The sequence below is a fragment of the Mucilaginibacter lutimaris genome (genome assembly GCF_042676625.1).
Classification (GTDB): Bacteria; Bacteroidota; Bacteroidia; order Sphingobacteriales; family Sphingobacteriaceae; genus Mucilaginibacter; species Mucilaginibacter lutimaris.
On sequence record NZ_JBHTIA010000007.1, the window covers coordinates 1 to 14095 of the forward strand.

At 42.7% G+C, this 14095-nt stretch carries 16 protein-coding genes; 10 read left to right on the top strand and 6 right to left on the bottom strand.

Annotated features, from left to right (window positions below; all coding sequences use genetic code 11):
• Positions 1 to 227: 227 nt before the first annotated feature.
• Positions 228 to 824, top strand: coding sequence for a short chain dehydrogenase (locus ACFQZI_RS10450; RefSeq protein WP_377142215.1), 597 nt, complete (start codon positions 228 to 230; stop codon positions 822 to 824).
• Positions 825 to 925: 101 nt separating this feature from the next.
• On the opposite strand, the gene ACFQZI_RS10455 is transcribed toward ACFQZI_RS10450, so the two are convergent.
• The 3 genes from ACFQZI_RS10455 to ACFQZI_RS10465 all read right to left on the bottom strand — a co-directional run bounded on the left by ACFQZI_RS10455 (position 926) and on the right by ACFQZI_RS10465 (position 3122).
• The gene (locus ACFQZI_RS10455; protein WP_377142218.1) at positions 926 to 1252 is read right to left on the bottom strand and encodes a HesB/IscA family protein; all 327 of its coding nucleotides are present in this window, start codon (positions 1250 to 1252) and stop codon (positions 926 to 928) included.
• Positions 1253 to 1391: 139 nt separating this feature from the next.
• Entirely contained in the window at positions 1392 to 1805 is a 414-nt protein-coding gene (iscU, locus tag ACFQZI_RS10460; protein ID WP_067059246.1) for a Fe-S cluster assembly scaffold IscU, read from the bottom strand.
• A 105-nt stretch (positions 1806 to 1910) separates the two neighbouring features.
• Positions 1911 to 3122: an IscS subfamily cysteine desulfurase gene (locus ACFQZI_RS10465; protein ID WP_377142222.1), complete on the bottom strand. Its 1212-nt coding sequence runs from the start codon at positions 3120 to 3122 to the stop codon at positions 1911 to 1913.
• A gap of 225 nt (positions 3123 to 3347) precedes the next feature.
• Between ACFQZI_RS10465 and mce the strand changes: the two genes are divergently transcribed.
• From mce to prmA, 6 genes are all read left to right on the top strand, one after another.
• On the top strand, positions 3348 to 3749 hold the full coding sequence (gene mce / locus ACFQZI_RS10470) for a methylmalonyl-CoA epimerase (protein ID WP_377142225.1): 402 nt from the start codon (positions 3348 to 3350) through the stop codon (positions 3747 to 3749).
• Positions 3750 to 4020: 271 nt separating this feature from the next.
• Positions 4021 to 5391, top strand: a complete 1371-nt coding sequence (locus ACFQZI_RS10475; RefSeq protein ID WP_377142228.1) for a choice-of-anchor Q domain-containing protein — start codon at positions 4021 to 4023, stop codon at positions 5389 to 5391.
• Between the two features lie 141 nt (positions 5392 to 5532).
• On the top strand, positions 5533 to 5781 hold the full coding sequence (locus ACFQZI_RS10480) for a type B 50S ribosomal protein L31 (RefSeq protein WP_345209586.1): 249 nt from the start codon (positions 5533 to 5535) through the stop codon (positions 5779 to 5781).
• Between the two features lie 66 nt (positions 5782 to 5847).
• A complete protein-coding gene (locus tag ACFQZI_RS10485; RefSeq protein WP_377142231.1) occupies positions 5848 to 7032 on the top strand; it encodes a putative sugar nucleotidyl transferase in 1185 nt (394 codons plus the stop codon).
• A 58-nt stretch (positions 7033 to 7090) separates the two neighbouring features.
• Entirely contained in the window at positions 7091 to 7855 is a 765-nt protein-coding gene (tpiA, locus tag ACFQZI_RS10490) for a triose-phosphate isomerase (RefSeq protein WP_377142234.1), read from the top strand.
• Positions 7856 to 7958: 103 nt separating this feature from the next.
• On the top strand, positions 7959 to 8795 hold the full coding sequence (gene prmA / locus ACFQZI_RS10495) for a 50S ribosomal protein L11 methyltransferase (RefSeq protein WP_377142237.1): 837 nt from the start codon (positions 7959 to 7961) through the stop codon (positions 8793 to 8795).
• A 78-nt stretch (positions 8796 to 8873) separates the two neighbouring features.
• Here prmA and ACFQZI_RS10500 read toward each other — a convergent pair whose 3' ends face one another.
• Together ACFQZI_RS10500 and ACFQZI_RS10505 are read right to left on the bottom strand one after the other, a co-directional pair.
• Complete coding sequence (locus ACFQZI_RS10500; RefSeq protein WP_377142240.1) at positions 8874 to 9512, bottom strand: NAD(P)-dependent oxidoreductase; 639 nt, start codon at positions 9510 to 9512, stop codon at positions 8874 to 8876.
• Positions 9513 to 9558: 46 nt separating this feature from the next.
• A complete protein-coding gene (locus ACFQZI_RS10505; protein ID WP_377142243.1) occupies positions 9559 to 9963 on the bottom strand; it encodes an Rrf2 family transcriptional regulator in 405 nt (134 codons plus the stop codon).
• Between the two features lie 175 nt (positions 9964 to 10138).
• On the opposite strand from ACFQZI_RS10505, the gene ACFQZI_RS10510 reads away from it, so the two are divergent.
• The 3 genes from ACFQZI_RS10510 to ACFQZI_RS10520 all read left to right on the top strand — a co-directional run bounded on the left by ACFQZI_RS10510 (position 10139) and on the right by ACFQZI_RS10520 (position 12851).
• A complete protein-coding gene (locus tag ACFQZI_RS10510) occupies positions 10139 to 10993 on the top strand; it encodes a universal stress protein (RefSeq protein ID WP_377142246.1) in 855 nt (284 codons plus the stop codon).
• A 78-nt stretch (positions 10994 to 11071) separates the two neighbouring features.
• The gene (locus ACFQZI_RS10515) at positions 11072 to 12427 is read left to right on the top strand and encodes a UDP-N-acetylmuramate--L-alanine ligase (protein ID WP_377142249.1); all 1356 of its coding nucleotides are present in this window, start codon (positions 11072 to 11074) and stop codon (positions 12425 to 12427) included.
• A gap of 79 nt (positions 12428 to 12506) precedes the next feature.
• Positions 12507 to 12851 carry a helix-turn-helix domain-containing protein gene (locus ACFQZI_RS10520; RefSeq protein WP_377142252.1) on the top strand — a complete coding sequence of 115 codons (345 nt, stop codon included), beginning with the start codon at positions 12507 to 12509 and terminating at the stop codon, positions 12849 to 12851.
• Positions 12852 to 12880: 29 nt separating this feature from the next.
• Here the strand turns inward: ACFQZI_RS10520 and ACFQZI_RS10525 are convergent, their stop codons facing one another.
• Complete coding sequence (locus tag ACFQZI_RS10525; protein WP_377142254.1) at positions 12881 to 14011, bottom strand: GNAT family N-acetyltransferase; 1131 nt, start codon at positions 14009 to 14011, stop codon at positions 12881 to 12883.
• Positions 14012 to 14095: the final 84 nt, after the last annotated feature.

Genomic DNA, 14095 nt, shown 5'->3' on the forward strand with positions numbered 1-14095 from the left:
GCCATACTTTAACGCTAAGCTACGAAAACTTATCCCCTGGATAAGATGGTCATTGATGATCTTTTCTTCTTTTAGCTTGTTCATCTTTTACACTATTTAAGTGTAAACTTATTTTAGGACAAGTCAATTAGTGTAAATATATACCAGGATTATTGGAAGAAAACGTAAATGCCTGCCATCAATTCGCCTCTTTTGTTGTTATCTTGGATATCTAAATATCTGCAACCATGAAAATTATTATTATAGGTGCCAGTGGTACACTTGGCCAAAAAGTAACTGCCGCTTTAAAGGAAAAGCACGAAATTATAACCGCGGGTTCTAAAAGCGGCGACTTGCAGGTAGATATTACTTCTACAGAATCTATCTTAGCTTTTTACAAAAAGGCAGGCGGTTTTGACGCCCTGGTAAGTGTTACCGGCAGCGGCCACTTCGGCCCTCTAAGTACCATGACACCCACCGATTTTAAAAAAGGCATCGACAGCAAACTAATGGGGCAGGTGAATTTGGTGTTGATTGGCCAGCATTACATCAACCCCAAAGGTTCGTTTACGCTTACTTCGGGCATATTATCGTCCGATCCGGTACTCTATGGCGCTAACCTTAGCACAGTGAACGGCGCTATCAATTCATTCGTTATTGCGGCAGCCATAGGGCTTGAAAATGGGGTTAGGATAAACGCGGTTAGCCCGGGAGTGGTAGAAGATTCGCCGGAGTACTTTGATGCTTTCCCGGGGCATATACCTGTTGCTATGGCTAGGGTGGTGGCAGGTTATGAGCGTAGCGTTTTAGGGAGTGGTACCGGGCAGGTTATTGAGATCTTTTAAGTTGCTCAATAGTAAATGGTGTTACCATTTTTATAGCCTAAAAACAAAAAAGGTTGATTACTTAATTGTAATTAACCTTTTAAATATCCTTTAAAAATATTTTATACCGAGAAGCTTTCGCCGCAACCGCATGTGCGTGTGGCATTTGGGTTATGGAAGTTAAAGCCTTTGCCGTTTAGTCCGTCGCTAAAATCAAGCTCGGTGCCGGCCAGGTATAAAAACGATTTCATATCCAGCGCGAAGCGTACGCCGCGGTCTTCAAAGAACTGGTCGCCTTTTTTTTCCTCATTATCAAAATCGAGGTTGTAAGATAAACCCGAGCAGCCGCCGCCTTGTACAGATACACGCAGAAAGTACGAGGCATCAAGCCCGCTGTCTTTCATCAGTGTGTCTATCTTCGCTTTTGCTTTATCAGTTACAGTTACCATTGTTATTAGTTGATTAGTTAACCGGAGATTAAAGATTAGTTAAATCAAAATTCCAATTATTTTTATCAATAGTCAGTTAATAAAGGTTAAAGCCTCAAGGCTAATCTCTAATTAACAAATCTCCAATCACTATCACCAATTAGTGATGTGATTTTTCAAGAGCTATTGGCTCCATACCGTTTTTAACACGGAAATCGTTGATGGCTGCTTTAATAGCGTCTTCTGCTAAAACCGAGCAGTGGATCTTAACGGGCGGAAGAGCAAGCTCTTCTACAATATCCATGTTGTCGATCTTCATGGCATCGTCAACGCTTTTGCCCTTTAACCACTCAGTAGCTAAAGATGAAGAAGCGATTGCCGAACCGCAACCAAAGGTTTTAAATTTAGCATCGGTAATGATGTTGTTATCATCTACCTGTATTTGCAAACGCATAACGTCGCCACACTCAGGGGCGCCTACAAGGCCGGTACCAACCTTGTGGCTGCTTTTATCTAACGTGCCCACATTGCGGGGGTTAGTATAATGGTCAATTACTTTATCTGAATAAGCCATGTTTTTAAGTATTAAGTCAAAAGTAAAAAGTCAAAAGCCTTTATACTTTTTTGGTTTTTAAATTTTTATAAATCCGAAATCGAAAATCGTAAATCCGAAATCAAATTAGTGTTCTGCCCACTCAATTGAGTCAAGGTCGATGCCTTCTTTAAACATTTCCCAAAGCGGCGATAGTTCGCGCAGGTGGGTAACCGCTTTTTTGGTTACCTCAATGGCGTAATCAACTTCCTCTTCGGTAGTAAAACGGCCAAGCCCAAAACGAATGGACGAGTGTGCAAGGTCATCAGATAATCCTAAGCTTTTTAACACGTAAGATGGCTCTAATGATGCCGATGTACATGCCGAACCTGATGATACCGCCAGGTCTTTCATAGCCATCATCAAACCTTCGCCCTCAACATATTTAAAAGAGATGTTGGCAACATGTGGAAGGCGGTAATTAACGTTTCCGTTAACATAGCTTTCTTCCAATACGGTTAAAGCGCCTTCCAGTTTGTTACGCAGGGTAGATAAACGGATAGCTTCGCTTTCCATTTCCGCACCTGCAATTTCGCAGGCTTTACCCAGGCCAACAATACCCGGTACGTTAAGGGTGCCAGAACGCATACCGCGCTCGTGGCCGCCACCATCCATTTGTGCTGTTACTTTAACACGCGGGCCTTTACGGCGTACATATAAAGCGCCAACACCTTTGGGGCCGTACATTTTATGTGCCGATAGGGCCAACAGGTCAATGCCGTCGCGGTTAACATCAACCGGTATTTTACCTACAGCTTGTGTAGCATCGGTCATAAACAATGCGCCGTATTTATGGGCTATAGCAGCAATTTCTTTAACGGGTTGTATCACACCAATTTCGTTGTTACCATACATGATAGATACCAGGATGGTTTCGTTGGTCATGGCTGATTCTAAAACGGCAAGGTCTACAAGGCCGTCTTCTTTAACAGGCAGGTAAGTTACCCTGCCGCCAAGTTTTTCAACGTGTTTGCAGGCGTCTAAAACTGCCTTATGCTCGGTAACCGCGGTAATAATGTGGTTGCCTTTTTCTTTATACATTTCAAACACACCCTTAATAGCAAGGTTGTCAGACTCGGTTGCGCCCGATGTAAAGATGATCTCTTTTTCAGTAGCACCAATAAGTTTTGCAACCTGCTCGCGTGCATAATCAACGCCTTCTTCAGCTACCCAGCCAAACGGATGGTTACGGCTTGCCGCGTTACCAAACTTTTCGTTAAAGTAGGGCAGCATAGCCTCAAGCACCCTTGGGTCCATAGGTGTTGTAGCGTTATTATCTAAATAAATTGGGATATTCATGTATTAAAAATTAACAAGACAAATATACGCAAAGTTTTACTTTTACATCTGTATCCCGCTATATATTGCATTTTGATGGTATTAATTTACAATATTTGGACACGGGAGTGGCAGGTAAAAGGGTAAAGCTAAAAGGCGAAAGGGATTCCATTACGGCGAGGGAGCTAAAATCCGGAAACCACTAATTCACTAAATCGATAATTCACTAATTGGTTACATCACTAAATGAATAAGATAGAGCATATAGGCATTGCGGTTAAGAGTGTTGCGCAAGCGGGAAATATTTATGAGAAGTTGCTGCACTCTAAAGTTTATAAAACCGAAGAGGTTGGCAGTGAAGGTGTTTTGACCGCGTTTTTACAAGCAGGCCCTAATAAAATAGAACTGCTTGAGGCTACCAATCGCGATAGCCCCATAGCTAAATTCATAGAAAAACGCGGGGAGGGTATGCACCACATCGCTTTTGATGTAACTGATATTGTTGCCGAGATGTCCCGACTGAAGGCTGAGGGGTTTGTGTTATTGAATGATGAACCTAAACAAGGTGCGGATAATAAACTGGTTTGCTTTGTGCACCCAAAGGGGACGAATGGGGTTTTGATTGAGTTGTGCCAGGAGAGAGGATAGTTGGCAGATTTTAGTTTGCAGTAAGCGGATAAAATTCGCATCTGCCTTTGTTGGTGTTGTCACCAACAAACGTCATGCAGGGCATTGTATGTATGGCGTAAAGTTATTGGTAACAATACCAACAACGGCGTGAAAAAAACACAACCAAAAGGCGTAACCACAGTTCCTTAAGTAACGTATAAATAATTGTTTTAACAAACAGGAAAGTTGGCTGCTATTATTGAGGCGGTTTATTAATCCGTAATAAAGTTTATCCCCTACTTAATTAATTATGAAAAATCCCACTTTAAATTGCTTTGCGGCTGTTATAGTCATGTCGGCCTTTACAATGTGCACCAAAAGCGAATTTAAAACACCGAAGAAAACTTCGAGCGTGGTACAAACAAATGACACCAACCTCAGTTCGCAAACCTTAGCTGTAAATTCTATTACTGTGCAGCCTTCTCAATGGTATGTTGATGGTACCAACCTACCCGCAGGTACAGTTATTTATATACCTGCTGGTACACGCAGTTCGTTATTGCTAAAAAATATTACAGGTACGGCTGCAAGCCCCATCATCATCATTAACAAAGGCGGTAAGGTTACGTTTTCTACCTCTGTAACCGCATCTTATGGCTTTAAAACACAAAATTGCCGTTACTTTAAAATTTTAGGCAATGGCGATCCTTCTGTGGAGTATGGGTTTAATGTAAATGGGGGCAACATAGGCATGACCATGGACGACCTGAGCTCAGATTTCGAGATCTCGAACGTAGAGGTGCGCAATAGCGGCTTTGCAGGCATTATGGCCAAAACCGATCCAACCTGTGATGTGGCCACTCAACGCGGCCATTTTACCATGCAAAATGTTATTCTTCATAATAATTACGTACATAAAACAGGTGGCGAAGGATTTTATGTAGGTAACTCATTTTATGCGGACGGGAGGTCGCTTTCGTGCGGTACAGTTTTGCCGCATGATGTGATCAATGTTAAGATCTATAATAACCGTATCGACTCGGCCGGTTGCGAGGGTATCCAGGTAGGGGCAGCGATTTTGGGTTGCGAGGTTTATAACAACACGGTTACCTCACCGGGCTTGTCGCCGTTTGCCAGCGGGCAAAATAATGGCATCCAGATAGGAGAGGGTACCGGTGGTAAATGCTATAATAACCTGGTTAAAAATGCGCCGGGCAATGGTATTATTGTGCTTGGCCTGGGCGATAATCAAGTGTACAACAACTTTATTCTTAACTCGGGCGCCAACGGCATTTTCGCCGATTCTCGTTATACTCCGGGACCAAACTTCCAGTTCGTTAATAACACAATTATTTCTTCGGCAGCTGATGGGATAAAAATGAATTCGACAACCATCCCCATGAATACGGTTATCAATAACATTATTGTGCAATCGGGCTCGGGCACAGCTATCCGTAAAATAAATAGTGGTGTTAAGCTTACTGCATCAAATAATTACATAGGTAATGATACTAACGCTTTAAATTTTGCCAATTATGCCGCGGATGATTTTCATTTGCTGTCAACATCGCCGCTTATAAACGCGGGGGCAAATACATCAGTATACGGTGTTACGCTTGATTATTACGGTAAAGCGCGCCCATCGGGCACCGCGTATGATATTGGCGCAACCGAATATTGAGATTGCCCTTGTGTGGATGCCAAATTACCAAACAGAAGCTCTCAACATCGTGTTAAAAACTTTTTATTTACCCATTTCTAATTTTAAAAAGTATTTGTATATTTGCACCTCTTTTATAAGAAAGAAAAGTATACAATAGCAATGAAAAAAGATCTGCATCCATCAAACTATAGGTTAGTTGTTTTCAAAGACATGTCAAACGACTACTCTTTCATAACCAAATCATGTATCGAAAGCCGCGAAACCGTTAAATGGGAAGATGGCAACGAGTATCCATTGATAAAATTAGAGATCTCTCACACTTCTCACCCGTTCTATACAGGTAAAATGAAGTTGGTAGATACAGCGGGCCGTATCGATAAATTCCGTACCCGTTACAACAAAAAATAATTGTTTTTTCAATAAAATATTGAAGGAGTTCCCCGCAAAACGGGGGACTTTTTTTATTTTTGGCCCATGGCAATCATCCTTTTCGACGACGACGCTCGCAATACCCTTCTGCCTTTAACATACACCCGCCCGGTTGCCGATCTGCGAATAGGTATCCTTACCATCGCCGAAAAATGGGCGAAATATTTAGATTCGGATTTTTCATTCCATACCCAACCGTACCTTCAGGCTAAGTTTCCGCTAAATATCCAGAGCGATAATATTTTTATTAACGGCGCTGTTTGCCCTGATGAAGATATTGTTGCAGCAATACAAAACCTGGGGAATGGCCGTGCATTAAGATATAAGGATACCCTAATAGCGGTGAGGCTAAGCGGCACTCATGCCGGGGAATTTAACCCAAATGGCGCTTATACCTTTGAGATGGTTTATGATAAGGAATTGGTTATCATTAAACATCCCGAAGATATTTTTAAGAAGAATGATACCGAACTTCGTAAAGACTTTAAGCTGCTTACCAACGGCCGCCAAAGCGCCAGCATAAGCAGTACCAATACCATCATAGGTAACGATTTTTTTGCCGAAGAAGGCGCGCAAGCCGAATGCTGTACATTCAGCACTATAAACGGCCCTATATATTTAGCTGCCGATACCGAGGTTTGGGAAGGTACAAATATTCGCGGCCCGTTTGCTTTATGCGACCACTCGCAGATAAAGATGGGCACTAAAATTTACGGTGCTACCACCATTGGCCCATATTGCCGTATAGGCGGCGAAGTAAATAACGCCGTTGTTTGGGGCTATGCCAACAAAGGCCACGAAGGCTACCTGGGTAATGCCGTAGTAGGCGAGTGGTGCAACCTGGGGGCCGATACTAATAACTCCAACCTTAAAAATAACTACAGCGATGTAAAGTTGTGGGATTACCCGACGCAAAGCATGCGCAAAACAGGCCTGCAATTTTGCGGCCTTATTATGGCCGACCATGCAAAATGTGGCATTAACACCATGTTTAATACCGGTACGGTGGTAGGTGTAGGCGCCAACGTTTTTGGCGGCGGATACCCGCCAAATTACATCCCCGATTTTTCGTGGGGCGGGGCGGATGGATTTGTGGAGTACGGTTTCGATAAAATGATGGAAACCACCGATCGGGTAATTGCACGCCGCCAACACCGCAAGTTTAATGATGCGGAGAAAAAGATCCTTACCGAGGTGTTCAAACTAACACAACCTTACAGAGAGAAATAATATAACGGATCAATACGATCTGTGTAATCTTATCAATCTAAAAATCAATAAACATAAAATGAGAAAAAAAATTGTAGCCGGAAACTGGAAAATGAACCTTGATTACAGCGAAGGTTTAGCGCTGTTCTCTGAAGTTACCAACATGGTTAAAGACGAAGCTACCGGCAACCAACAGGTAGTAGTTTGCAGTCCGTTTATTCACCTGCACAGTTTGGCACAGTTAACCAAGGGCTATACCAATGTAGCTGTTGGCGCGCAAAACGCGCACCAGGCCGAAAGCGGTGCTTACACAGGCGAGGTTTCTGCAAAGCAGGTAAAGTCTACCGGTGCCGAGTACGTTATTTTAGGCCACTCGGAGCGCCGCCAGTATTTTGGCGAAAGCAACGAACTTTTGGCTAAAAAAACCGATACTGCTTTAGCCAACGGTTTAAAACCTATCTTTTGTATCGGCGAAACCTTGCAGGAGCGCGAAGCAGGCCAACATTTTGATGTAATTAAAAGCCAGTTGGTTGAAGGTGTTTTTCATTTAGAAGCCGATAAATTTGGCCAAATAGTACTGGCTTACGAGCCGGTTTGGGCAATTGGTACGGGCGTTACCGCAACGTCGGACCAGGCGCAGGAGATCCACGCGTTCATCCGTGCCGAGTTAGCCGCGAAATACAGCCAGCAGGTTGCCGACGATACTACTATACTTTACGGCGGTAGCTGTAACCCTAAAAACGCTGCCGAGCTGTTTGCCTGCCCTGATATTGATGGCGGCCTTATAGGCGGTGCATCCCTAAAATCGCGCGACTTTACAGATATTGTTAAAGCGTTTAATTAAATAAGTTAATTAGAGATTTGTGATCAGAGATTAGTTTTTAGCGGCTATATCTGATCACTTTTTTTTACTAATCTCTAATCACAAGTCTCTAATCTCTAACCCCATGAACTACTACGAATTACTCTTCACTACTATCACCGACGAGGATTACCAGCAGGACCTGTTGATTGGCGCTTTGGGCGAGATAGGTTTTGATACGTTCGAGGAGGTCGACCTTGGCTTTAAGGCCTATATCCCGGTGGATGATTTTGACCAGGAGCTGCTGGATAATACGCTGGAGATTTACCGCGAGTCGTTCACCTTTAGTTACGAGATTACACTCATCCCGCAAAAAAACTGGAACGAGGTATGGGAAAGTAATTTCGAGCCGATACAGATAGGCGACCAGGTTTTTGTGCGTGCCACGTTTCACGAGCCTAAACCAGAGTTCCCTTACGAGATAGTTATAGATCCTAAAATGGCATTTGGCACGGGCCATCACCAAACCACCGCCATGATGATGGGCCTGATGCTGGAGAATGATTTTGCCGATAAAAAAGTTTTGGACATGGGATGCGGTACTGGTATACTGGCTATACTAGCCGCCAAACTTGGCGCAACAGATATCACCGCTATTGATTATGATGAGGTGTGTTACGAAAGCACCATCGAAAATTCAGCGCTAAACAATATCGACAACATTACGGCCCTTTGCGGTTCAAAAGAGGTTATCCCAAACGAGCAGTATGATATTATACTGGCCAATATAAACCGCAATATATTGCTCGATCAAATGGCAAGGTACGCGGAAGCTTTAAAGCCGGGTGGCGAGATCTATTTCAGCGGTTTCTATGAATCGCCCGATCTGGATATCATTACCGAAGAGGCCCGCAAATACAACCTCAAATACATTACCCATAAAAAAGATAAAGATTGGGTAGCAGCTAAATTTACTCTTTAGGATACCACCGATCATCGGATGATTACACCGATTGACTTTGATCGGTGTAATCATATTTATCGTTAAAATCACAAAGAGTTAGTAGCCTACCGTAAACCTCGCTTTTATGTGTTGGTTGTTCTCCAATTCATCAAATATAGCTACGGCCAGGTCCGCGGTAGAGATATCGCTTTTGCCTTCCGAGTCAAACACCGGGCTTTCGGTACCCAAGCGGAAATTGCCTGTGCGCTCGCCGGGGTGCAGGTTAATAGCAGGGCTCAGGAATGTCCAGTCCAGTTCGTCCTCTTTACGCAATTCGTTAAGGTAATCGCGCGCGGCAGATGCACCCGGGTAGTACTCTTTAGGGAACTGGGGCGAATCTACCAGTTGTTTCCCGTCAATAAATAAACTGCCGGCGCCACCAATGGTAATAAAGCGTTTTACCCCCGCCTTTTTAACTGCTTCCTGTATGTTTTTAGATCCTCTTAAAAAATCATTATAAAGATTAGGGTTAGTCCAGCCCGCGTTAAATGAATTAATAACCGCGTCGTGGCCGGATAATGCCGACGCCAGTACGTCTTCATCATAAACATCTGCTGCAACGGCTGTAACGCCTGCTGCTTTTTCTACCTTATCGGTATTACGGGCAATCGCGGTAATCTCGTACCCTCGCGATACACCTTCTTTTACTAATTCGGGCCCTACAAAGCCCGTTGCGCCAATAATTGCTATTTTCATAATGTTGATTGTTTTTGTAATTGATCTTGTTACAGTATATAAGTTTTTACGCGAACTTTTTGCAAAACTCAGCCAGTGTGGTATCGCCTAATTTGTTCAACATGGTTTGTTCTATCTGGGTATTCAGCTCTTTTAAATGCCTGTTAATCTGTCTGCCTATAGGGCAGGCGGGGTTTGGCTCGTTCCTGGCCTGGCCTAAAATAGCTTCGGGCTTTACAGCCTGGTAAATGCTTGCCAGGCTTATGTGCTTAGCATCTTTACCTAATTTATAGCCACCTTTTTTACCCTGTTGACTAATGATTAACCGGTGCCTGATAAGGTTACTAAGTTCTTTACGCACCAAAACCGGGTTTACGTTAATGCTGCCGGCCATATAGTCTGATGACATTACCTCGTCCGATGCGCAAAGCAGGGTCATGATGTGTATAGCGATGGGGAAGCGTCCGTTCATTTTAATTGTAATATTTATTATTGCATTACAAATGTATGCTTATATTTCAAAACAAGGTAACTATTAATATTATTGATATATTTATGAAACGATGGTGACAAAGCGCCAACGTTTGCCAGCTAAATTTGCTTCATACACTTTACACCATCCGGTTAAGGAATTTAAATTCGTCAATATGAAAACCTATCTCGTACCTGTCGATTTTTCTGACACTGCTTTTAACGCCGCTGATCTTGCCGCCCGGGTATCTCATCAAAGTGATGTAAATACCATTATACTAATGAACGCCTATTATATATCGCCTTACGAAACTATGCTGCCCAACCCAGATATGGTAATGCTGCGCCAGGAAGAGATAGAGGAAGAAGCCAAAGACCGTTTACAGCAGTTAAATACGCTAAAGGAAAAGCTAACCCATATGGTACGCCAAGGCGTTAAAATTGTAACCCGTTTAAACAGGTCGCACTTATTACGCGCGGTGGTAGATGTGGTAGAAGAATACAATGTTGACCTGGTTATATTAGGCAGCATTGGTAATAGCACCGTACGTAAGGATAGTACAGGTATTGGCGACCATGTTATAAAAATATCTAAACTAAGCCCGGTGCCTGTAATGGTTGTACCGCCAGGCTTTAGCAGGGAAACAATACATGAAGCGGTTATTGCCTGCGATTTTAAGAAGGTTAAAGAGAATATACCAATGGCATTTTTGCACAAGCTGTTGGGTAACCAAAATATTAAACTGCGTGTGTTAAATGTTGATACAGAAGGTAAACATATTGGTAAAGACCCCGAACAACTTGCCGAAGAAAGCGCCCTGCACGATATGCTGGAAAGCTTTAACCCTAAGTACTATTATGAAAACCACGCCGATATACTAACCGGCATACTCGATTTTACCAAAGAACATAAGGCGCAACTGCTTATAGCCCTGCCGCATAAGTATAGTTTTTTACAGTCGTTACTGCATAATAGCATATCACAACGGTTAGCTAAAAATTCAACCGTGCCCGTATTATTGTTGAAATGACACAATGAGCAAATTTATTTGCTGCAACAGGTGTTTTTATGTTAATTTGTCCTATAATTGCCGCACTAACATTTACTAATGAAAGTACATTTTATAGCGATAGGTGGTAGCGCCATGCACAACCTTGCCATCGCTTTACATAAAAAAGGTTTTAACGTTACCGGTTCTGATGATGTACTGTTCGAACCATCGGCTTCACGCCTCGGCAAGTATGGCATTTTGCCTGCCCGGGAGGGTTGGTTTCCCGAAAAGATCACTCAAGATACTGATGCCGTTATACTTGGCATGCATGCCCGTATCGATAACCCCGAGCTGTTAAAAGCGCAGGAACTTGGCATCAAAATTTATTCGTACCCCGATTATATTTACGAACAATCTAAGGATAAAACCCGCGTAGTTATTGGCGGCAGCCACGGCAAAACCACTATAACCAGCATGATACTGCACGTGTTGCAGCAGGCCGGTAAAAAGTTCGACTACCTGGTAGGCGCGCAGTTAGAGGGCTTTGAAACCATGGTTGGCCTTACAAACGATGCGCCGGTTATGATCATTGAAGGCGACGAGTATTTAGCATCGCCTATAGATAGGAGGCCCAAGTTTCATATTTATAAAGCAGATATTGGTGTAATAAGCGGTATAGCGTGGGACCATATCAACGTGTTCCCAACGTTTGATAACTACATCGATCAGTTCAGGATCTTTGCCGAAACCATACAGCCCAACGGTAAGCTTATTTACAGCGAAACCGATGAGGTTTTGAATAAGATGGTTAAAAGCCTTGATGTAGCTGTAGATAAAATACCGTATAACCTACCACAGTACACTATAGATAACGGTGTAACCAGCATAGTTGACAATGGCGAAACTTACCCGCTTGAAGTTTTTGGCCAGCACAATTTGTTAAACATGCAAGCCGCTCGTTTGGTATGCAATGCATTGGGCATTAACAGCGCCGATTTTTACCGGCACATAACCACCTTTAAAGGCGCCGCACGCAGGCTGGAGGTTGTTGGCAAGAATGATAACGCTACCATCTTTAAAGATTTTGCCCATTCACCATCTAAATTAACCGCTACAATTGATGCTGTTAAGGCGCAATTCCCGGGCAGGCAGCTGATAGCATGTATAGAACTGCATACTTTTAGCAGTTTAAATAAAGATTTTTTGAACGAATATGCCGGCACTATGGACAAGGCCGATAAGGCGATTGTTTTTATAGACCGCAAAACATTCGAACAAAAAAAAATTGAACCATACCCTGCAGAGGCTGTAAAAAGTGCTTTTGCAAACGATAGGCTGCTGTTCTTTAACCAACCGGCAGCATTGTTAGAGTATCTTGAAAGCCTCGATATTGCCAACAGTAACTTGCTAATGATGAGTTCTGGCAATTTTGGAGGTATTAATTTAATGGATATTAAAAATAGTTTACTATAAATTTGTTGATTGTTAGTTTGTTATTGATTTTTTTTATAACTTTATTAACTATTGAGAAACCTTACCTAATTGACCCCATATGAAGACACTTGGAAAAAAGATCCGGTTATTACGCCACCAAAAAGGGTGGAGCCAGGAAGAAGTTGCTAAACGTTTAGACATCTCTATCCCTGCATTCTCTAAAATTGAAACCGGTATCACCGACATTAATCTTTCTCGCCTTGAGCAGATCGCTGTTTTGTTCGAAATGTCTGTAGTACAGTTGCTTACCTATAACGAGGTAGAGCAAGATCAAAAAATTGCCAGCGAGCTTGAAAATGTAAACAAGAAGTTAATGGACCGCGAAACTGAGGTGATAGACCTGCAGAAAAAGGTTATTGAGCTTTTTGAAGAGTTGCGCCATAAAAAGGTGGCAACAGCCTAATATAATTTATTTGATAAGCCTGGATGTTGCTATTCGGGCTTATTAAATATGTAGCGCATTGTTAAATGTTTTTTGCCAAATGTAGCACCCACAGCGGTGTGTATGGCAATCATTTTATCATTAAAATCGCCCACCCACGATAACTCCAGCTCGTCATACTGTTTAAGGGGCAATACATATTCCTTAAGTTTAATGAACAGGCACGACTCCAGGCCATGTTTCTGGTACTTTTGTTTGGTGCCCATTACTATCGCGCGCATCCGCGATACACCTTTCCATTTTCGGTATAAGAATGTAAGTTTTCCCCATAAATTAAGTTTACCGTTAAGCGGTTTTATCATTTGGTTGGCATCGGGCAATATAATGATGAAAGATGCCGGTTCGCCGTTCACGTAGGCAAACCAAATCAGTTTTTCATCCATTATCGCTTTCATCTTTGCAAAACTTTCCAGGATGGTGGCATGTGTTATCGGCACAAAATTCTCAAAATCGCGCCAGGCATCGTTATAGATCTCTATAAAATCCGCCGCGAATTTTTCTATTTGCCTAACGCGGAAATGCTCAAATGTATATCCCGGTTTACTTATAACCCAATTAGCGATCTTAGTGAAACGTTCTGAAAAGGGCTTGTGCACATCTAAATGATTGGTAATTTGCTCGTACTGGGTTTTAAATCCATAATCATCAAAAAAACCTTTGTAGTATGGCGGGTTATAGTTCATGCCGTATGAGGGGGGAGTAAACCCTTCTACCAACAGACCCCAAAAGTTATCGTTCTCGCCAAAGTTTATCGGGCCATCCATAGCCTGCATGCCGTTTTTCTGCAGCCAGTTTTTGGCCGTATCAAAAAGTAAAAAGGCCGCCTGTTTATCATCTACGCATTCAAAAAAGCCGCAGCCGCCGGTGGGTATATCATATTGATAAGCTTTTTGGTTGTTTATAAACGCTGCTATGCGGCCAATAAGCTGTCCGTTATTATCGCGCAAAACCCAGCGGGTAGCCTTACCGTGGCTATGAAAATTGTTCTTGGCCGGGTTAAACACCGCCTCAATATCATTATCAAGCGGGCAAACCCAGTTAGGGTCATCTTTGTAGATACTGCGCGCAACGTCAAGGAACGCCATTTTATCGGCCCTTGTTTTCACTTCCGTTAGCTTCATCCGGTTAAGGTGGGTTTAGCAATTACAAAAAAAGCATCCAGCGCTTGCTGAATGCTTTGGATAATATTTATTTAAGCGACAATT